General features: G+C 69.2%; 15 protein-coding genes. 6 read left to right on the plus strand and 9 right to left on the minus strand.

Going from position 1 to position 18,151, the window contains the following annotated elements; all coding sequences use genetic code 11:
• Window positions 1-12: 12 nt before the first annotated feature.
• From FFF93_RS11395 to mtrA, 3 genes are read right to left on the minus strand one after another with little or no spacing between them, the layout of a single operon-like run.
• Complete coding sequence (locus tag FFF93_RS11395; protein WP_138768812.1) at window positions 13-1,731, minus strand: LpqB family beta-propeller domain-containing protein; 1,719 nt, start codon at window positions 1,729-1,731, stop codon at window positions 13-15.
• A complete protein-coding gene (gene mtrB, locus FFF93_RS11400) occupies window positions 1,728-3,671 on the minus strand; it encodes an MtrAB system histidine kinase MtrB (protein WP_261375087.1) in 1,944 nt (647 codons plus the stop codon). Before mtrB ends, FFF93_RS11395 begins: the two co-directional genes overlap by 4 nt.
• The gene (gene mtrA, locus FFF93_RS11405) at window positions 3,643-4,317 is read right to left on the minus strand and encodes an MtrAB system response regulator MtrA (RefSeq protein WP_138768811.1); all 675 of its coding nucleotides are present in this window, start codon (window positions 4,315-4,317) and stop codon (window positions 3,643-3,645) included. Before mtrA ends, mtrB begins: the two co-directional genes overlap by 29 nt.
• Before the next feature lie 459 nt (window positions 4,318-4,776).
• Here mtrA and FFF93_RS11410 point away from each other — a divergent pair, with 459 nt between their 5' ends.
• Genes FFF93_RS11410 through FFF93_RS11435 form a run of 6 tightly spaced genes read left to right on the plus strand, consistent with a single transcriptional unit; the run spans window position 4,777 to window position 10,813 of the window.
• A complete protein-coding gene (locus FFF93_RS11410) occupies window positions 4,777-5,862 on the plus strand; it encodes a hypothetical protein (RefSeq protein ID WP_138768810.1) in 1,086 nt (361 codons plus the stop codon).
• Complete coding sequence (locus FFF93_RS11415) at window positions 5,859-6,572, plus strand: DUF4129 domain-containing protein (protein ID WP_138768809.1); 714 nt, start codon at window positions 5,859-5,861, stop codon at window positions 6,570-6,572. The genes FFF93_RS11410 and FFF93_RS11415 overlap by 4 nt, the downstream gene beginning before the upstream one ends.
• The gene (locus tag FFF93_RS11420) at window positions 6,569-7,717 is read left to right on the plus strand and encodes a DUF4350 domain-containing protein (protein WP_138768808.1); all 1,149 of its coding nucleotides are present in this window, start codon (window positions 6,569-6,571) and stop codon (window positions 7,715-7,717) included. The genes FFF93_RS11415 and FFF93_RS11420 overlap by 4 nt, the downstream gene beginning before the upstream one ends.
• Window positions 7,714-8,790: a MoxR family ATPase gene (locus FFF93_RS11425; protein WP_261375088.1), complete on the plus strand. Its 1,077-nt coding sequence runs from the start codon at window positions 7,714-7,716 to the stop codon at window positions 8,788-8,790. Before FFF93_RS11420 ends, FFF93_RS11425 begins: the two co-directional genes overlap by 4 nt.
• A 3-nt stretch (window positions 8,791-8,793) precedes the next feature.
• Window positions 8,794-10,086 carry a DUF58 domain-containing protein gene (locus tag FFF93_RS11430; protein WP_138768807.1) on the plus strand — a complete coding sequence of 431 codons (1,293 nt, stop codon included), beginning with the start codon at window positions 8,794-8,796 and terminating at the stop codon, window positions 10,084-10,086.
• Window positions 10,087-10,102: 16 nt separating this feature from the next.
• Window positions 10,103-10,813 carry a DUF4166 domain-containing protein gene (locus FFF93_RS11435; protein WP_138768806.1) on the plus strand — a complete coding sequence of 237 codons (711 nt, stop codon included), beginning with the start codon at window positions 10,103-10,105 and terminating at the stop codon, window positions 10,811-10,813.
• Between the two features lie 3 nt (window positions 10,814-10,816).
• Here the strand turns inward: FFF93_RS11435 and FFF93_RS11440 are convergent, their stop codons facing one another.
• The 6 genes from FFF93_RS11440 to FFF93_RS11465 form a co-directional block, all read right to left on the minus strand.
• On the minus strand, window positions 10,817-11,869 hold the full coding sequence (locus FFF93_RS11440; protein WP_261375089.1) for a hypothetical protein: 1,053 nt from the start codon (window positions 11,867-11,869) through the stop codon (window positions 10,817-10,819).
• A 2-nt stretch (window positions 11,870-11,871) separates the two neighbouring features.
• Window positions 11,872-12,306, minus strand: coding sequence for a chorismate mutase (locus FFF93_RS11445; protein WP_138768805.1), 435 nt, complete (start codon window positions 12,304-12,306; stop codon window positions 11,872-11,874).
• A gap of 135 nt (window positions 12,307-12,441) precedes the next feature.
• A complete protein-coding gene (locus FFF93_RS11450) occupies window positions 12,442-14,148 on the minus strand; it encodes an ABC transporter ATP-binding protein (protein WP_138768804.1) in 1,707 nt (568 codons plus the stop codon).
• Window positions 14,145-15,164 (minus strand): ABC transporter permease, encoded by a 1,020-nt coding sequence (locus tag FFF93_RS11455; protein WP_138768803.1) that lies wholly within the window; start codon window positions 15,162-15,164, stop codon window positions 14,145-14,147. Before FFF93_RS11455 ends, FFF93_RS11450 begins: the two co-directional genes overlap by 4 nt.
• Window position 15,165: 1 nt before the next feature.
• Window positions 15,166-16,257 (minus strand): ABC transporter permease, encoded by a 1,092-nt coding sequence (locus FFF93_RS11460; protein WP_138768802.1) that lies wholly within the window; start codon window positions 16,255-16,257, stop codon window positions 15,166-15,168.
• Window positions 16,258-16,389: 132 nt separating this feature from the next.
• Window positions 16,390-18,024 (minus strand): ABC transporter substrate-binding protein, encoded by a 1,635-nt coding sequence (locus tag FFF93_RS11465; protein WP_138768801.1) that lies wholly within the window; start codon window positions 18,022-18,024, stop codon window positions 16,390-16,392.
• Between the last annotated feature and the right edge of the window lie 127 nt (window positions 18,025-18,151).

The following is an 18,151-nucleotide window of genomic DNA, read 5'->3' on the forward strand; positions in this document are numbered from 1 at the left end:
CGGCGGACCGGGTCAGCCCACGAAGGACGGATCGATCACGCCCTTGATCTGCGGTGACCAGCCGTTGCCGAGCCGCTGGAAGATGCCTTCGGCTGACTGGCCGAAAATCTCGGCCGGTCCGTTGCCCGCGCTCAGCGCGGTAAGGCCCGGCCAGGGCGCCAGCGGCTGCGGCGCCGAGGAGGTCAGGGACACCAGTTCCGGAGTGACGTTCTCGCTCGCGGACCCCTTCATCACGGCAACCGTGGTGTCGTTGACCCAGACGCCCTGGTCGGGGTCGTGGGCCGTCTGGAGGGTGATCGGTGCGGTGAGGTCCCGCGGCGTGCCGTCGCCGGTGCGGATGATCCCGGTGATCTGGACACTGGTCTTACCGTTGAGCTCCGAGATCACCAGCGCCCGCGTGCCTTCGCGGGAAATCCGGAACTCCTTGACCTTCCGTCCGGCCAGCCAGGCCGGGGTGAGGGTCACGCCGGGGACGTTCGCGCCTTCGGCGATCCCCGCCGGCCGGTAGGCCAAAACCTCGGTGGCCCCGTTGCCGCCCGGGCCGGCGGCCCAAAGCCAGTCGTACCGGTCGAAAGACGGCCGGGACAGGCTGGCCCTCGTGGTGAGCGTTCGCGCGGGCTGGCCCGGGACGATCGAATACAGCGTGGTGCGTCCGGGGTTGAGGAAGGCCGCGGTCTGGGAGACCGGGGATTCAGCCGGCAGCCGCGGGGACAGCGCGCTCACGGACTGGATGTCCGGAAGAGGGCCGACCTTGTTGTTCTCAAGGCGGACCAGGTCATTGTTGCTGACCGCTATCTGGCGCGCGGGCACGTCCTTGTCCCGCACGGGCGGCAACACGGAGCCGTTGTCCTCGACCCGCACCAGGTCCTGGTTCGCCCGCAGCTCCACGTTGATCACGTCGGGCTGGCTGCGGAAGGTCAGGGCCAGCTGGGTCTGCATCCGCAGCCGGTCTTCGTTGGAGGCCTCCACGAGGTCCTTGGCCGAGAGGTCCACCTGGGCCGCCCCGGAGACCACGGGAACCGACTCGCGCGCCAGCTTCATGCCCGAGGGGAACGCGCTGACGACGGCGCCCTTCAGATAGGGGGCGGGGCCGCCGAGCAGGGCGCTGGTCATCGCCTTGACGGTCTTCTTCTTGATGAACCAGCGCACATCCGGGACCGCATAGGTGAACGTGGGGTCGTAGAAGTAGATGGGGTAGGAACCGTAAATTACCTTGAAGGTCTCCTCGGGGATGGCCGTGCCGTCCGGGATTTGGGCGATCCTCCACTCACCGTCGACCTTGGTCAGGGTCGCGGGAATGCGTTCCTTGGAGCCTTCGGGCAGTTGCGTGGCGATGCCGTCGGCGTCGACCGAGTAGGCCAGGTCAAGCTCGTAGTTGAAGACGTTTTCGACGGCGGTGCCCACCACGCGGGCGGAGCGGAACACCAGCACCCGCTGGTCCGGCTTCCATTTCACCGAGGCGGCCTGCGTGAGGTACTGCCGCGCCACGGCGTAGTCGTCCTCGTAGCCGCTGCCCGCGAGGTAGAAGTCCTCGATCACCGATTCCGGGCCGGCGCCGGCCCGCGGAGCCACGGGGAAGAAGACCGGGGCGTTGTTCGGTTTCCCGGCACTCTCGTCGGTGCTCTTGCCCACCGGGCCGGAGCGCGGGATCTGCGCGCAGGACGTCAGCATCACGAGGACCAGCGCCAGCAGTGCCGCGGCGAGGCCGGTGAGCGTTCGGGCACCTCTCATGGCTGTTCCCCTGTTCCCTTGGATCCCGTTCCGTTGAATCCGGCTGCCCCGTTGGGGCCGCCGGCCGGGCGGGGCACGGTGACGGCCGCGTCCAGCAGCAGCATCATCTGCTTGCCCGGGCCGCTGGTCATTCCGACGTCGGCAGGTTCGAGCTGGAGCGGGGATTTTGCGATCGCTTCGCCCTGGCGCAGCGGCAGCGTGAGGCGGAAGTTGGAACCGCTCCCCTTCTTGCCCCAGGCCTGCAGCCAGCCGTTGTGCAGCTTGGTGTCCTCGGTCGCGATGGAGAGGCCCAGGCCGCTGCCGCCGGTGGTGCGGGCCCGGGCCGGGTCGGCCCGCCAGAACCGGTCGAAGACGCGGGCGGCTTCCGCGGAGGTCATGCCGATTCCGCGGTCCCGCACGGCCACGGCTACGGCGGTGTCGTTAGCGGCCACGGAAATGTTCACCGGCTTGCCTTCCCCGTGCTCCAGGGCGTTCAGGACCAGGTTGCGCAGGATCCGGTCGATCCGCCGGTCATCCATTTCGACGACAATGCTGCCTTCGGGGGCATTGAGCGTCACCTCCGACCCGTATTCGGCAGCCACCGGCGCCACCCCCTCCATCACGTGGGTGATGAGCTGGACGATGTCGGTGGGTTCGGCGTCGAGCATGGCCACGCCGGCGTCGAACCGGGAGATCTCCAGCAGATCGGCCAGCAGCGACTGGAAGCGCTCCACCTGGTTGTACAGCAGCTCGGCGGAGCGCTTGTTGACCGGGTCGAAATCGTCGCGGGCGTCGTACAGCACCTCGGCGGCCATCCGCACCGTGGTCAACGGCGTCCGGAGCTCGTGCGAGACGTCGGAGACAAAGCGCTGCTGCATCTGGGACAGCGTGGCCAGCTGCGTGATCTGCTCCTGCAGGCTGGCGGCCATGTGGTTGAAGGAGGCGCCCAGCCGGGCCACTTCGTCCTCGCCCTTGACCACCATGCGTTCCTGGAGTTGGCCGGCAGCGAGCTTCTCGGAGACGAGGGCGGCATGGCTGACCGGGCTGACCACGTTGCGGGTGACGTACCAGGCGACGGCGCCGACCATAAGCGCCAGGGCGGCGGCGCCAGCGAGCAGCACGTTCTGGATCTCATCGAGCGTCTTCTGCGCGGTGTTCAGGTCGTAGATGAGGTAGAGCTCGTAGACCGTGCCGTTGAACGTCACCTTGTTCCCGACGGCGATGCCGGGGCGGTCCTCGGTGCCCACGGGGAACTCCGTGGAGGCCCAGAACTGGTCCTTGCCGGAGTCCTGCACTGCCTTGCGCAGCTCGGGCGGGATCACGCTGATGGTGAGCTGGTCGGAGGCCCGCGATTCGACCCAGCGGTTGCGCGGCTTCGTCTGTTCCGGCATGGCCTCGAAGACATAGCGGCGCTGGATCACCGAGCCGCGGCCTTCTACGGCGTTCAGGGTGTCGTAGACGAGGGTGATGACGCTCGACTGGTCGGTGACCTGCGCGCCGTCGAACGTGTCCTGGACCTGCTTGACGTTGTAGCGGGTCTCGGACTCCGCCTGTGCCAGCCGTTCCTGGAAGAGATTGTTGGCGATCTGGTTCGAGAGGTAAGCGCCGACGACGGCGAACGAGCCCACCGCCAGCAGGAGGGTGGTCAGCACGGTGCGGAACTGCAGCGAGCGCCGCCAGCGCCGGTGCAGGGCGCGCAGCAGGTACCGGGTCCCGGGCAACACCTTGGACGCCCCGGTGCGCACCAGCCGCGCCACCCTGGCGGTGACGATCCGGGCGCGGCGGGCCCAGATGCCGGCACGGAAGAGCGCGGACTGGCCCTGGGACGGCGACGGCGGGGCCGCGCTTTCGCTGTCCGGGGCGGCCCGGGCAGCAGTAGTCTCCGGCGCTGACGCACGCTCCGGGGCTTGCCCCGGGTGGCCGTCCGCCGGCTCAGGAACCTGCTTTGTAGCCGACACCACGGACCGTCAATACAACTTCAGGGGCTTCGGGATCGCGTTCGATCTTGGAGCGCAGGCGCTGGACGTGGACGTTGACCAGGCGGGTGTCCGCCGCGTGCCGGTAGCCCCAGACCTGTTCCAGCAGCAGTTCACGGGTGAAGACCTGCCACGGTTTGCGGGCCAGGGCGACGAGCAGGTCGAATTCCAGCGGGGTCAGCGAAATCCGCTCGCTGTTGCGGCTGACGACGTGGCCGGCGACGTCGATGGTTACGTCCGCGATGCGCAGTGTCTCGGGGGCTTTCTGGTCGCCGGGACGCAGCCGCGCCCGGACCCGCGCCACAAGTTCGGCCGGCTTGAACGGTTTGGGAACGTAGTCGTCGGCACCCGACTCGAGGCCGCGCACCACGTCGGACGTGTCCGACTTTGCCGTCAGCATGACAATCGGGACATCAGACTCGGAGCGGATCTGGCGGCACACTTCGATGCCGTCCATGCCCGGAAGCATCAGGTCCAGCAGTACGAGGTCCGGCTTGGAGGAGCGGAAGACCTCGAGCGCCTGCCCGCCGTCCGCGCAAAAGACGGGGTCGAAGCCGTCGTTGCGCAGCACAATACCGATCATCTCGGCCAGCGCCTCGTCATCGTCCACTACCAAAATCCGTGCCTTCATACATTACATATTCCCCTATTGAAATGGCTTTGTCGTATTCCGGCAGTCCCCGGCATGGCGCGCGCGGCCGCACGTCGTGCCGCGACCCGGCCGCTTGCACCCGCAACTGCGGGCCTTGCTGGACCCCCCGAACTGGCCCGGGTGCTTGCGGCGGGCGCGCGAAACTATAGGCTGGGGGCAAGCCAGGCCCGGACTGACGCCGGGGACCGCGGGTTGCCGGGCAACGGGCACCGGGCTGCGGGCATCCGGTGGGCAATTTTCTTGGGGAGGAAAAGCTTGTCTGAGCAGGAACCTACCGAGCCGCAGCAGTGGGGCGGCCGCCCGCAATGGGGCGCGCAGCCCCCGTGGGGAGACCCGCCGCAACCGACCCAGCCGTCCCCGTGGGGAAGCCCGCCCGCGTGGGGGGCATCGCCGCAGCGGGGGGCGCCGCAGTTTGCCCCCCGGATACCGGCCCCGCCTTTGTACCCGCACGCACCCTTCGGCCAGCCGCGCTACGTCGCCCCTCCGAAACCCGGCATCGTGCCGCTGCGCCCCCTGGTGCTGGGCGAGATTCTGGACGGGGCCTTCCAGACCGTCAGGCGCAATCCTGCGGCCATGCTCGGGGCCGGCGTGATTGCCCAGGCGCTGGGCTCTGTTGTCTCCGCCCTGGCCCAGACCGGCGCCGTCGCCGGGTGGTCGCCGGCACCGTGGCTGGAGGGCATCCGGCCGTCGGAGGCGGCGGCGCTGGGCCTCGGCATCGCCGGGGTCGGCGTCCTGTTGATGCTCGTCTCCGTTGTGATGTCGGTGGTGGTGCAAGGCGCCATGGCCGTCCCCGTGGCCCGCTCGCTGTTGAACAGGAAAACAGGCTTCCGCCAGATGTGGTCGTTGTCCCGCTCCCGCATGGGCGCCCTGCTGGGACTCGCCGGCCTGCTGGTCCTCGGCACTGCCGCCGTCGTGGCCCTCTCGGTGCTGGCGACAGTGTCGCTGGTGGCCGCCATGGACCGCGCGGCGGCCGGCGCGCTGGTACTCCTGTTTGTCAGCCTGATGGTGGTCCTGGTCTGGGTCGCCATCCGGTTCCTGGTCGCACCGGCGGCGATCGTGGTTGAGGAAATCGGCGCCTTCGCGGGACTGCGCCGTTCCTGGCAACTGACCCGCGGCAACTGGTGGCGCCTGCTGGGAATCTCGCTGGTGGTCAGTCTGCTCGTCGGCGTTCTCAGCCAGATCGTCCTGCTTCCCGTGAAGCTCCTCGGCAACGCCATCGGGTTTACCGTCTTCTCGCAGGGCGGCCAGGGGGAAACCCAGACTGTCACGATCGCCGTCGCCGTGGTCAGCGCCGTCGTCTCAGCGCTGATCGCAGCCGTGGGCTTCGCCTTCCAGACCTCCACAGTGGCCCTGGTCTACCTGGACCTCCGGATGCGCAAGGACGGGCTCGACCTGTCCCTGATGCGGCAACTGGAGACCGGAAGTGACCCGGACGGAGTGCCGGGGCGGGCTCCGGCTGCCATCCACGGGGACACGTCGCTGTGGCAGCGGCCGCCTTACGGCCCTCCCCCGGTCCGGGGATGATGGGCGCTGCCGTCGTCCGCGCGGACCCAGCCGTGGCCGCCCTCTCCGTAAGACTGCAGGCGGAGCCTCCGGTGCTCCCGGACCGCGGGGAGGCTGGCCGCTGGGCCGCGGAGGAACTTGCGAAAGCACCTTACCGCGACGCCGCGCCAAGCTGGCTGGAGGACGCGATGGCGGAGTTCGGCCGCTGGCTGCGCTCCTTCACCGGGGACGGCGCCCCGGCCGGCGATGGCGGCTACGCCGTGCCGCTCCTGCTGGTCATCGCCGCCGTCGTTATTGTCATCGCCATTGTGGTGGTGCGGCCGCGGCTCAATGCCAAACGGGCCACCGCCCGGGAGGTCTTCGACGCCGGCGCGGCCCTGAGCCCGGAGGCGCACCGCGAACGGGCCGCGGCCGCGGCGGCCCGCGGGCACTGGGCGGCTGCCATTGTCGAGCAATTCCGTGCCCTCGCCCGGGCGGCCGAGGACCGCGCCGTGCTGGACCCGCAACCGGGCCGGACAGCAAGCGAGGTCGCCGCCCGGCTGGGCCGTGCGTTTGCCGCCCACGCCCGGGAACTGGATGAGGCGGCGCTGACCTTCGACGCCGTCCGCTACGGCGGAGCTGACGGCAGCCCCCGCGAGCACGAGGCGCTGGCCCGGCTCGACGCGGCCCTGGCCGGCACCACCCCGGACTATCGGGGCGCCGGCTCGGACGCCCTCGTCAGGCCGCTATGAGCCGGACGACGGCGCTGCTCCGCCGACACCGCACCTGGACCGTCCTCGGCGTCGTGTTCATCGCCGCACTGGTCCTGACGACGGTGCTCCAGCTGCAGCCCCGCGGGGACCGCACCCCGCTCTCCACCCGGAACGCCGCCCCCGACGGGGCACGCGCCGCCGCGGAAATCCTCGGCCGGCACGGCGTCGCCGTGGAACAGCAGGACTCCCTCGACGCGACCCTCCGGGCGCTCGACGCCGCCCGGCGCGCCGGTGAGGGCACCACCGTCCTGCTCTACGACCGCAACGGCTATCTGAGCCGGGACCAGTTGCAGTACCTGGGCGGCGCTACGGACCGGCTGGTGGTGATCACCCCGCGGCTGAACACGCTGCAAGGCATAACCGGCGGAATTCTGCAGGCCGGAGTGGTGAAGGACGGCACCAAAGTCCTGGCTCAGGACTGCATCATCCCGGACCCCGCCGCGGCGGGCGCCGTCACGGCCAAGAACGGCTTCCTGTATGACGGAGAGGTGGTCTGCTACGCCCCGCAGGGCGGCCAGGGCGGACTCTATGCCGGCAGCGAGGACGGTCGGACGGTGGTGCTGGGCAGCACCGAAATCGTGAGCAACGGCGCCCTGGCCGAGGAAGGAAACGCGGCGCTGGTGCTGCGGAGCCTCGGTGCGGAACCACACCTGGTCTGGTACCTGCCCGGCATCTCCGATGTGCCCGCCACGAAGCAGCCGGTGACCCTCGCTGAACTCGCCGCCCCGTGGACCCACGTGCTCGGGCCCTGGCTGGCGTTCGTGGCGGTGCTCGCCATCTTCTGGCGCGGCCGCAGGCTCGGCCCCCTGGTGTTCGAGCCGCTCCCGGTGGTGGTCAAGGCGGTTGAGACGGCCGAGGGACGGGCCCGCCTCTATCACGACGCGGGCGCCGTGGACCGGGCAACAGAGGTACTCCGCGCCGGCACGCTCGTCCGGCTGGCCCGGATCCTCCGGCTGGGGCCCGACGCCGGGGCGGCCGCCATCATCGACGCCGCCGGCCGGCACCTGGGCCGGACTCCGGAGGAGATCGGCAGCGTCCTCAACGCCGCACCCCGCGCCGAAGCGGAGCTGGTGCGCTGGGCCCAGCAACTGGACAGACTAGAGAAAGAGGTACACACCCGATGAACGACCAGCCAACCGCAGCCTGGCCCGCGCCCCGCCCCGCGCCCGAGTGGACGGAGGACACTGCCGGCCGCCGCGACGCCGGCGCCCGGGATCCAGTGCGTGACCCAGTGCAGCATCCCGTGCAGGATCCCGTGCGCCAGGCCCTACTGGACGTCCGCCGCGAGGTCGCCAAGGCCGTCGTCGGGCAGGACGCCACCGTCACCGGGATGCTGATCGCCCTCCTGTCGCGCGGCCACGTGCTGATTGAGGGCGTGCCCGGGGTGGCCAAGACCCTGCTGGTGCGCAGCCTGTCCGCCGCCCTCAGCCTGGACACCAAGCGGATCCAGTTCACCCCGGACCTGATGCCCGGCGACGTCACCGGCTCGCTAATCTACGATTCGCACACCTCCGAGTTCAGCTTCCGCGAAGGCCCGGTCTTCACCAACATCCTGCTCGCGGACGAAATCAACCGGACCCCGCCCAAGACCCAGGCCTCGCTCCTGGAAGCCATGGAGGAGCGGCAGGTGTCGGTGGACGGCGTCTCGCGCCCGCTGCCCGCACCGTTCATCGTGGCGGCCACGCAGAACCCGGTCGAGTACGAGGGGACCTATGCGCTGCCGGAGGCCCAACTCGACCGCTTCCTGCTCAAGCTCACCATGCCGCTGCCCGGACGGGAGGACGAAATCGAGGTGATCCGGCGGCACGCCGCCGGCTTCGACCCCCGCCAGCTGGCCGCGGCCGGCATCCGCCCCGTTGCCGGTCCGGCCGAACTGGAACGCGCACGGCAGGCCGTGGCCGCCGTCGAGATCGGCCCCGAGGTCCTCGCCTACATCGTCGACGTCGTCCGCGCCACCCGTGCGGCGCCGTCGTTCCAGCTCGGCGTCTCGCCGCGCGGCGCCGCAGCCCTGCTCAACGGCTCCCGCGCCTGGGCCTGGCTCTCCGGCCGGGCCTTCGTCACCCCCGACGACGTCAAGGCCCTCGCCCTGCCCTGCCTTCGGCACCGGGTGGCACTGCGGCCCGAGGCACAGATGGACGGCGTGCAGGTGGACGGTGTGCTGGGCAGCATCCTCGCCTCCGTCCCCGTCCCGCGCTGAGCCATGGCGATTTCCGGACGCTTCGTACTGCTGGCCTTGCTGGGCCTGGTCCCGGCCGCGCTCCTGCCCGGCTGGGAGTCTGCAACGGTCCTGCTCCTGCTGCTGGCCGCCGCGGCGCTGCTGGACCTGGGCCTGGCCGTGCCGCTGCGGCACGTCTCGGTACAGCGCAACGACCCCGGCAGCGTCCCGCTCTCCGGGTCGGTGGAGTCCGTCCTCACGGTCGCCAACGCCGGCCGCCGCGCCCTGCGCGGCCTGGTCCGGGACGCGTGGCAGCCCTCGGCCGGCGCGCAGAATCCGTGCCAGCGCCTGCTGGTCCCGGCCGGCGAACGCCGCAAAATGACCGTCACGCTGCGGCCCACCCGGCGCGGTGAGCTGGCGGCCGAGCACGTCACCGTCCGTGCCTTCGGCCCGTTGGGACTCGCCGCACGGCAGCGCACGCTGCCCTGCCCCGGGGCGCTGAAGGTGCTGCCGCCGTTCACGTCGCGGCGGCACCTCCCATCCAAGTTGCGCCAGTTGCGCGAGCTCGACGGCAGGGCGGCGGTCCAGATCCGCGGCGCCGGCACCGAGTTCGACTCCCTCCGCGATTACGTCCGCGGCGACGACGTCCGCTCCATCGACTGGCGCGCCACGGCCCGCCGGTCCGCCGTCGTGGTCCGCACCTGGCGGCCGGAGCGGGACCGCCGCGTCGTCATCCTGCTGGACACCTCCCGCACGGCCGCTGCCCGCATTGCCGACGAGCCCCGGCTGGACACCGGCATGGAGGCGGCGCTGCTGCTGGCCGTCCTCGCTGAACGCGGCGGCGACCGGGTCGACTTCCTCGCCTTCGACCGCCGGCTCCGGGCGCGGGCGGGGTCTGCGGCCAAGGGAAACCTGCTGGGACAGCTGGTCCAAGCGATGGCCCCGCTCGACGCCGAACTCATCGAACTCGACTGGCCGCAGATCCCGGCCCAGATCCGCTCTGTCTCCGCGCACCGCTCGCTCGTGGTGCTGCTCACCGCCCTCGACGGCGGCGCCCCCGAAGAGGGGCTCCTGCCGATGGCCGCGCAGCTCGCGCAGGAGCACGTGGTGGTGGTCGCCTCCGTCCGCGACCCCATGCTCGGCGAAATGCAGCGGGAGCGCTCAAGTGCCACCGGCGTGTTCCGCGCCGCGGCCGCCGAACGCGCCCTGCTCGAACGCGAGGCAGTCAGCGCGCAGCTGCGCCACGCGGGGGTCGAAGTGGTGGACGCCGAACCGTCGCAGCTGCCGCCGGCGCTCGCGGACGCGTACATTCGTTTGAAGGCCGCAGGACGGCTGTGAACCGAAGGAGGATGGCGTGACCGTCTATGACCCCATCTACCGGCTCGGCCTGGGATCCGACTTTTCCAGGCTGCAGCCCGAACTGCAGGACTACTTCTCGCTGGTGCCGGGCTCCGGCCACTACGGGGTCGGCGAGGGCGTCTTCGACGTCGTCGGCTGCCGGCAGCGCTGGCTGCGGCCGCTGCTGGGCCTGGCGACCGGTGAGGAGGCGTTTTTCCCGGAGTATGGCGAGGGCATCAGGTTCCGGATTGAGAACCACGCGCACCTGGACCCGTTCGGCCGTTCCAGCCTGACCGCCCGGCGGGAGATCTTCTTTCCGCAGACCACCAGGCTCTTCCACGACACCACCAGCCTGGATTCCTCCGCCGGCACCCCGCGGCTGGTGGATTACGTGGGCCGCTACCGCAGGCTGGTGACCGACCTCAACCTCAGCGTCACCGCGGAAGGGCGGCTGCGCGGCGTCTCGGAGGCCTCACGGCTGTTCCTGGGCCCGCTTCGGATCCCGCTGCCGGCGGCCCTGGACGCCAAGGCCTACGCCGAACAGTGGTGGGAACCGGACGAGGGCCGGCACCGGATCCAGGTCAAGGTGATCCAGCCGCAGATCGGCCTGGTGCTGGTGTACGCCGGCCGATTCGACTACGGGCTTGAGCCGTACCCGGCCGGTGCGCTGGCGCCCGGCTACCTGCCGGGGCGCGCCAGGCCCGGCCGCTGGGAAAGCCGCGTCTAATCCCTAGCCGAGGGCGAGCTGGTTCAGACCGTCGGCCAGCTGCGTCAGCCGGGTCAGCACCGCCGTCGCGGACGAGGGTGTGTGGCCGGCGAGGCCACCGGCCGGTGTGACCCGCGCCGGGCCCAACGCGCTGGCCGGGAGCCCGAGCTGGCGCCACGGGCGCCACAGCGTTTCGACCGCCTGCGGCACACGGGGCAGCGCGGCCGCGGGGTCCTCAACCGGCAGCACGCCGGCCCACAGGCGTTTCCCGGACTCCACGGCGCCGGCGAGTTGCTCCCATTGGCGGGAGGTCAGTGCCCGCAACGGTACGGCGATCCCGTCCGCGCCGGCGGCCAGGATCCGGTCGAAGGGCGCTTCGACTTCGGGAACGGACACCACGATTTCGGCCGCCCCGGCGGCCCGCAGGGCGTCGATGACAATCCGCCAGGACTCGGTCACCTCCGAACCCGGCACGGCGCGCAGGGTGCGGTAGCCGCTGGACGTCGGGATGGTGCCCGCCATGACGGCGGCGATGTCCGGTTCGTCGAGTTGCACCACCAGGCTGGCGCCCGGCACGGCGGCGGCCACCCGGCGCAGGTGGGCGTCCACGCCGGCCGCGAGCGAGGCCGCGAGGTCCCGCCGCGCACCGTGGTCGATCAGGGCACGCTCGCCGTTGTGCAGGTGCAGTCCGGCGGCGAGGCTGAGCGGGCCGCGCAGCTGGATCTTCAGCTCGGACGCGGGGATCTCTTCCGCCCCGACGACGTCGGCCAGGACGTTGATGTCGGTGGACAGCGCCGAGCGGGCGCGCCTGAGGTCCTGGCCGGGGCGGTCCACGATCCTCCAGCCGTAGGGCTGGACGTCGACGGCGAGGCCCTCCAGCAGCGACGCGGTGCGGCCCAGCGCGTCCGAGCCGACGCCACGGTCCGGGAGCTCGGCGAGGAAGGGCAGGTGCGGGCTGCCCAGTTCGCCGCGGATGATGCGGGCGGCCTCGACGGGGTCCTCCCCCGGCCAGGCGCCGAGCGCGGTGGCCGTGACCTGTGCGGCGGCAGCAGACAGCGAGGGCTCGGGTGCGGGCACGGCTACGCCTCGGCGGAGATGGCGGAATCCGGGGCCGCCGGGGCCCGGCCGGCGGCCTGGTGTGCGGCGGCCTGGTGGTCTTCGGCGATGGCCTCGTGGTGGCGGATCACCTCGCCGATGATGAAGTTCAGGAATTTCTCGGCGAACGCCGGGTCCAGGTGCGCCTCCGCGGCGAGCCGCCGCAGGCGGGCGATCTGGGCGGTCTCGCGGCCCGGGTCCCCGGCCGGAAGCTTGTGCGCGGCCTTGAGGAAGCCGACCTTCTGCGTGGCCTTGAACCGCTCGGCCAGGAGGAACACCAGCGTGGCGTCGATGTTGTCGATGCTGGACCGGATCGAGAGCAGCTCCGCCATCACCGCGGGATCCACGTGCCCGGCCAGGGAACTGGCGGCGGGGTCATAGGCATCGGCGTCGGGATTGTTCTGGTTCTGCTCGGTCATTGACCCAGTCTAGGGTGCCGGGCCGAAATCCCTCGGGTGTTAAGCACGGGTGCGCCCGGCCCGAAAAAGGGGCATGCCCGCCGTTCGAAGTGAACGGCGGGCATGCCCCTTGGTGCTGCCGGAGCGGTCCGGCTCTCAGGCGCCGAGCACCGCGCGGAACTCCTCGCGGCGCCGGGCCTGCTCATCCGGGTCGGGTACCGGCAGCGATGCGATGAGCTTCTTCGTGTACTCATGCTGCGGGTGGCCCATGACCTGGTTTCCGAGCCCCTGCTCCACCATCTTGCCCTTGTAGAGGACACCCACCCAGTGCGAGAGGATGTCCACCACGGCGAGGTCGTGGCTGATGAAGAGGCAGGCGAAACCGAATTCGGCCTGGATCTCCTTGAACAGCTCCAGCACCTTCGCCTGCACCGAAACATCCAGCGCCGACGTCGGCTCGTCGGCGATCAGCAGCTTCGGGTTCAGGATCAATGCCCGCGCCAGCGACGCGCGCTGGCGCTGGCCGCCGGAGAGCTCGTGCGGGTAGCGGTCGGCATACGACGCCGGCAGCTGCACCGATTCGAGCAACTCGCGGGTCCGCTGGCGTGCCTGCGCCGGCGTCGGCTTGCTGTGGATGATCAGCGGCTCGGCGATGCAGTCACCGATGGTGAGCTGCGGGTTGAACGAGGCCGCCGGGTCCTGGAAAACGAAACCGATCTGCTTGCGCAGCGGCTTGAAGGTGCGCTCCTTGAGATTGAGCATCTCGTAGTCGAGCACCTTCAGGCTGCCGCCCGTGGTCTTGTTCAGGCCCGCGATGGCGCGGCCGATGGTCGTCTTGCCGGAACCGGACTCACCGACGAGGCCGAAGACCTCCCCCTCGGAGAGCGTGAAGTTCACACCGTCCACGGCCTTGAACGCCGGGCTGCCCAGCCGGCCGGGGTACTCGATGGTCAGGTTCTTCGCCTCGACCAGGACCTTGCCGCCCTGGTGGGCGCGTTCGGTCATGCCCGCCGAGGCAGAGTTCCGGCCCAGGTGCGGGACGGCCGCCAGGAGCTTCTTCGTGTAGTCCTGCTTCGGTTCCGCGAAGAGCACCCGCGCACTGGCCTCCTCGACGACGTCGCCCTGGTACATCACGACGACGCGGTCGGCAAGGTCGGCTACGACGCCCATGTTGTGCGTGATGAGCACGATCGAGGTGCCGTACTGGTCCCTGAGCTCGCGCAGGAGCTGAAGGATCTCCGCCTGCACGGTGACGTCCAGCGCGGTCGTCGGTTCGTCGGCGACGATCAGGCCCGGGTTGAGCGCAAGCGCGGCAGCAATGACGACGCGCTGCTTCTGGCCGCCGGAGAACTGGTGCGGGTAGTAGTTCACCCGGGTTTCCGGATCCGGGATACCGACCTTGCGCAGGGCCTCGATGGCGCGTGCCTTGGCGTCCTTGGCGCTGACCCGGCCGTGGCCGGCGTGGGCACGGATGCCCTCGGCAATCTGCCAACCGACGGTGAAGACCGGGTTGAGCGCGGTCGAGGGCTCCTGGAACACCATGGCCACGTCGCGGCCCCGGATTTCGCGCAGCTTGGCCGCGCTGACGCTGATCACGTTGTTGCCGTTGATCAGCACGGCCCCCGAGCTGATGGCCGTCTCCGGCAGCAGCCCCAGAATGGTTTTGGCGGTGACGGTCTTGCCGGAGCCGGATTCGCCCACGATGGCGACGACCTCGCCCGGGTTGACCTCGAGGCTGACATCCTTCACGGCATAGACGTCCCCGGCGTCCGTGGCGAAGGTGACTTTGAGGTGGTCGATGTCCAGCACGGGCCCGGAGCCTCGGGTGTGCTGGTCTGAAACGGAGCCGATATTGGTGCTCATGAACTGCTCACTTCTGCTGAGTTTGCTGTCTGGGCGGCGGCGGGGCCGGGTCCGGGTTTGCCGGAAGAAGCCTTCTTGCGTCCGCGCAGGCGCGGGTCGTTGAGGTCGTTGATGCTCTCGCCGACCAGGGTCAGCCCCACCACGGTGAGGACAATGGCCAGGCCCGGGAAGACGCCCGTCCACCAGATGCCGGAGGTGGTGTCCGCCAGCGCCTTGTTGAGGTCGAAGCCCCATTCCGCGGCCGACGTCGGTTCGATGCCGAAGCCGAGGAAGCCCAGGCCCGCGAGGGTGAGGATGGCTTCGGAGGCGTTCAACGTGAAGATCAGCGGCAGCGTTCGGGTGGCGTTCTTGTAGATGTGGCGGGTCATGATCCGGATGTTGGACGCGCCCACCACCTTTGCGGATTCAACAAAGGGTTCGGCCTTGAGCCGGATGGTCTCCGCGCGGATGACGCGGAAGTACTGCGGGATGAAGACCACGGTGATGGAGATCGCCGCGGCCAGGATGCCGCCCCACAGGCTGGAACGCCCGCCGCTGATAACGATGGCCATGACGATAGCCACCAGCAGGGACGGGAAGGCGTAGACGGCGTCGGCGATCACCACGAGGATCCGGTCCAGCCAGCCGCCGATGTAGCCGCTGACCAGGCCAAGGATCACGCCGATGAAGATCGACATGATCACGGCCACGACGATCACCATAACGGCGGTCTGCGCGCCCCAGACAACCCGGGAGAACACGTCGTAGCCGCCGACGGTGGTGCCGAGCAGGTGCCGGCCGCCGGGGGCCTGCTGCGCGGGGAAGCTGCCCTCGGCGTCGGAGATCTGCGAGAAGCCGTACGGGGCGATCAACGGCGCGAAGATCGCCGTCAGCAGGAACAGTGCGGTCAGGACGAGGCCGGCGACGAGCATGCCCCGCTGGAGGCCGACGCTCTTGTTGAAGTGGGAAACGACGGGCAGCCGCCGGAACCAAGGTTCCCTGCGGTTTTCTGCGGCGATGGTTGGTTCGATGCTCATGTCAGTACCTCACGCGGGGGTCGATCAGCGCGGCGACGATATCCACGATGAAGTTGGTCACGGCCACAATCACGGCGAGCAGCACCACAATGCCCTGCACGGCCACGAAGTCGCGGGCCGTCAGGTAGGTGGCGAGCTGGAAGCCGAGGCCTTTCCATTCAAAGGTGGTCTCGGTCAGCACGGCGCCGCCGAGCATGACCGCGATCTGCAGGCCCATCACGGTGATGATGGGGATCAGCGCCGGCTTGTAGGCGTGCTTGGTGACGAGGCGGAATTCGCTGACGCCGCGTGAGCGTCCGGCTTCCACGTAGTCCTTGCCGAGGGTGCCGATCACGTTGGTGCGGACCAGGCGCAGGAAGATGCCGGCGGTCAGCAGGCCCAGGGCGATGGCGGGCAGCACCGCGTGCGCGGTGACGTCGCCGAGCGCGGCCATGTTGCCGCTGCGCACCGCGTCGAGCCAGTAGATGCCGGTGGGTGCCTGCAGCGCGGTCAGTGCCAGTTCCGTGGAGGTCTTGGCCCGCCCGGCCACCGGAAGCCAGCCCAGCCAGACCGAGAAGGTCAGCTTGAGCAGCATGCCGGCGAAGAAGACCGGCGTGGCGTAGCAGAGAATGGCAAAGATCCGCAGGACGGCGTCGGGCGCCTTGTCGCGGCGGTGCGCGGCGATCATGCCGAGCGGAATGCCCACGACCAGGGCCACGAGCAGCGCGTTGATGGACAGCTCGAGTGTTGCCGACCCGTACGTGGTCAGCATCTCGGAGACCTGCCGGTTGTCCGAGAGTGTGGTGCCGAAATTGCCGGTGATGAGCTGGCCGAGGTATTCGAAGTACTGCACGAAGATGGGCCGGTCGTAGCCGGCCGAGTGGATGCGTTCGGCCAGTTGCTCCGGCGGGAGCCGGCCGCCGAGGGCGGCCGTGATCGGATCGCCGGTGATCCGCATCAGGAAGAACACGAGTGTGACCAGGATGAAGATGGTCGGGAAGATCAGCAGGAACCTGATCAGGATGTATTGGCCCAGTCCCCCACCGGACGCCTTTTTCTTTGTCGGCAATAGGCCGTCGGCGTCGCTGGGCGGCGCCTCAATAAGTGTTGTCATTGGTACCTAAATTTGTGTTTCCGTCGGCTTCGTGGGCTTCCGGAATCGGTTGTCCTGCTCTCAGCAAGAGAGGCGGGACGCCGCGCAGGCGCCCCGCCTCCTTGGCTGGTCAGGACCGGATGGGGAATGGACCTACTTGGACATCACACCAAGACGGGTCTTGAAGGACGCGTCGAGGGTCTTGTCGACACCCTGGACGTCCTTGCCGGCGACCATGAGCTGGGCGCCCTGCAACAGCGGCAGCGTGGAGAGGTCCTTGGCGACGGCCGTCTGGGCGTCACCGAGTACCTTTTCGCGCTCGCTCTTGTCAACGGTGGTGAGCTGCTTCTTGATCAGATCCGTCACGGAGGCGTTCTCGTAGTGGTTCTTGAGGAAGTTGCCCGGGATGAAGAACGGGGTCAGGTAGTTGTCGGCGTCGGAGTAGTCCGGGAACCAGCCGAGCTGGTAAACCGGGTAGACATCCTTGGTGCGGTCCTTGGAGTAGGTGACCCACTCGGTGGACTGCAGGTCGACCTTGAACAGGCCCGACTTTTCCAGCTGTTCCTTGATCATGGCGTATTCGTCGCCGGAGGACTTGCCGTAGTGGTCCGGGTTGTACTGCAGCTTCAGGGTGACCGGGGCGGTAACGCCGGCGTCGCTGAAAGCCTTCTTGGCCTTGTCGAGGCTGGGCTTGCCGTTGCCGTCGCCGTACATGTCCTTGAGCGGCTTGATGGCGCCGACGAAGCCGTCGGGGACCACGGAGTACGCCGGCAGGTAGGTGCCCTTGTAGACCTGGGTAGCGATCGCGTCGCGGTCGACGACGTCGGCCATCGCCTGGCGCACGGCGAGGGCCTTGGCCGGGCTGGCGTCGGGGGTCTTCGCACCGAACGGCATGGTGTCGAAGTTGAAGACGATGTAGCGCAGTTCGCCACCGGGGCCCTTGTGGACCTTGACCTTGGAATCCTTCTCCAGGTCAGCGGCGTCGGTCGCGGTCAGGCTGCGGCCGGCGACGTCGATGTTGCCCTGCTGGACATCGAGCTTGAGGTTGTTGGAGTCCGCGTAGTACTTGATCGTGGCACTGTCGTTCGCCGGCTTGCCGAGCATGCCCTTGTAGTCCGGGTTGGCCTTGAGGCTGATGAGCTCGTTCTTCTTGTAGCTCTCGATCGTGTACTGGCCGGCGAAGGGCTTGGCCTTGACGATCTCGTCGTCACTCATCAGCTTGTCGGCCGGGAAGACTTCCTCATCGACGATCGGGCCGGCGTTGGCTGCGAGGACGCCCGGGAAGACCTGGTCGTTGCCTTCCTTGAGCTTGAACACCACGGTGGAGTCGTCTTTGGCTGTCACCGAGGCGAGGTTGCCGAGCAGGGAGGCCGGGCCGTTGTCGTCGTTGATCTTGACGACGCGGTCAATCGAGAACTTCACGTCGGAGGACGTGAGGGCGTGGCCGTTGGCGAACTTCAGGCCGGACTTGAGCTTGACGGTGTACTCGGTCGGGCTCGTGAAGGAGGCGGACTCGGCGATGTCCGGGCTGGAGTCGGCCGTTCCGGGCTTCGAGTTCATCAGGAACGGGTAAATCTGGTTCATCACCATAAAGGAGCCGGCGTCGTAGGAGCCGGCCGGATCGAGGGTGACCACCTTGTCAGTGGTGCCGTACGTAATGGTGCCTCCGCCTGCGGCGCTGCCGGAGGACGTTCCGCCGCCGGAAGGGCCGGTGCAGGCCGTCAATGCAAAGGCGGAAACCCCGGCGAGCGCGATGGCGCTCTGCAGGGCCTTTTTGTTCATTGCCATCTGTGAACTTTCTGTTCGATGAGTACTAGTCCGCTGCCCGAAGTAGCTTGACTCGAGGGCAGCACACTGTCCTGATTCCTAGATTCAACCAGAAGACCGTGGGGTGAATCGTCAAATCTTGTGAGTT

The organism is Arthrobacter sp. KBS0702 (assembly GCF_005937985.2).
Taxonomy (GTDB): domain Bacteria; phylum Actinomycetota; class Actinomycetes; order Actinomycetales; family Micrococcaceae; genus Arthrobacter.

Excerpts from the sequence above, each read along its gene's own strand:
- FFF93_RS11395 (WP_138768812.1), bottom strand. The coding sequence starts at position 1,731 with ATGAGAGGTGCCCGAACGCTCACCGGCCTCGCCGCGGCACTGCTGGCG.
- mtrA (WP_138768811.1), bottom strand. The coding sequence starts at position 4,317 with ATGAAGGCACGGATTTTGGTAGTGGACGATGACGAGGCGCTGGCCGAG.
- FFF93_RS11415 (WP_138768809.1), top strand. The coding sequence starts at position 5,859 with ATGATGGGCGCTGCCGTCGTCCGCGCGGACCCAGCCGTGGCCGCCCTC.
- FFF93_RS11420 (WP_138768808.1), top strand. The coding sequence starts at position 6,569 with ATGAGCCGGACGACGGCGCTGCTCCGCCGACACCGCACCTGGACCGTC.
- FFF93_RS11425 (WP_261375088.1), top strand. The coding sequence starts at position 7,714 with ATGAACGACCAGCCAACCGCAGCCTGGCCCGCGCCCCGCCCCGCGCCC.
- FFF93_RS11430 (WP_138768807.1), top strand. The coding sequence starts at position 8,794 with ATGGCGATTTCCGGACGCTTCGTACTGCTGGCCTTGCTGGGCCTGGTC.
- FFF93_RS11445 (WP_138768805.1), bottom strand. The coding sequence starts at position 12,306 with ATGACCGAGCAGAACCAGAACAATCCCGACGCCGATGCCTATGACCCC.
- FFF93_RS11450 (WP_138768804.1), bottom strand. The coding sequence starts at position 14,148 with ATGAGCACCAATATCGGCTCCGTTTCAGACCAGCACACCCGAGGCTCC.
- FFF93_RS11455 (WP_138768803.1), bottom strand. The coding sequence starts at position 15,164 with ATGAGCATCGAACCAACCATCGCCGCAGAAAACCGCAGGGAACCTTGG.
- FFF93_RS11460 (WP_138768802.1), bottom strand. The coding sequence starts at position 16,257 with ATGACAACACTTATTGAGGCGCCGCCCAGCGACGCCGACGGCCTATTG.
- FFF93_RS11465 (WP_138768801.1), bottom strand. The coding sequence starts at position 18,024 with ATGGCAATGAACAAAAAGGCCCTGCAGAGCGCCATCGCGCTCGCCGGG.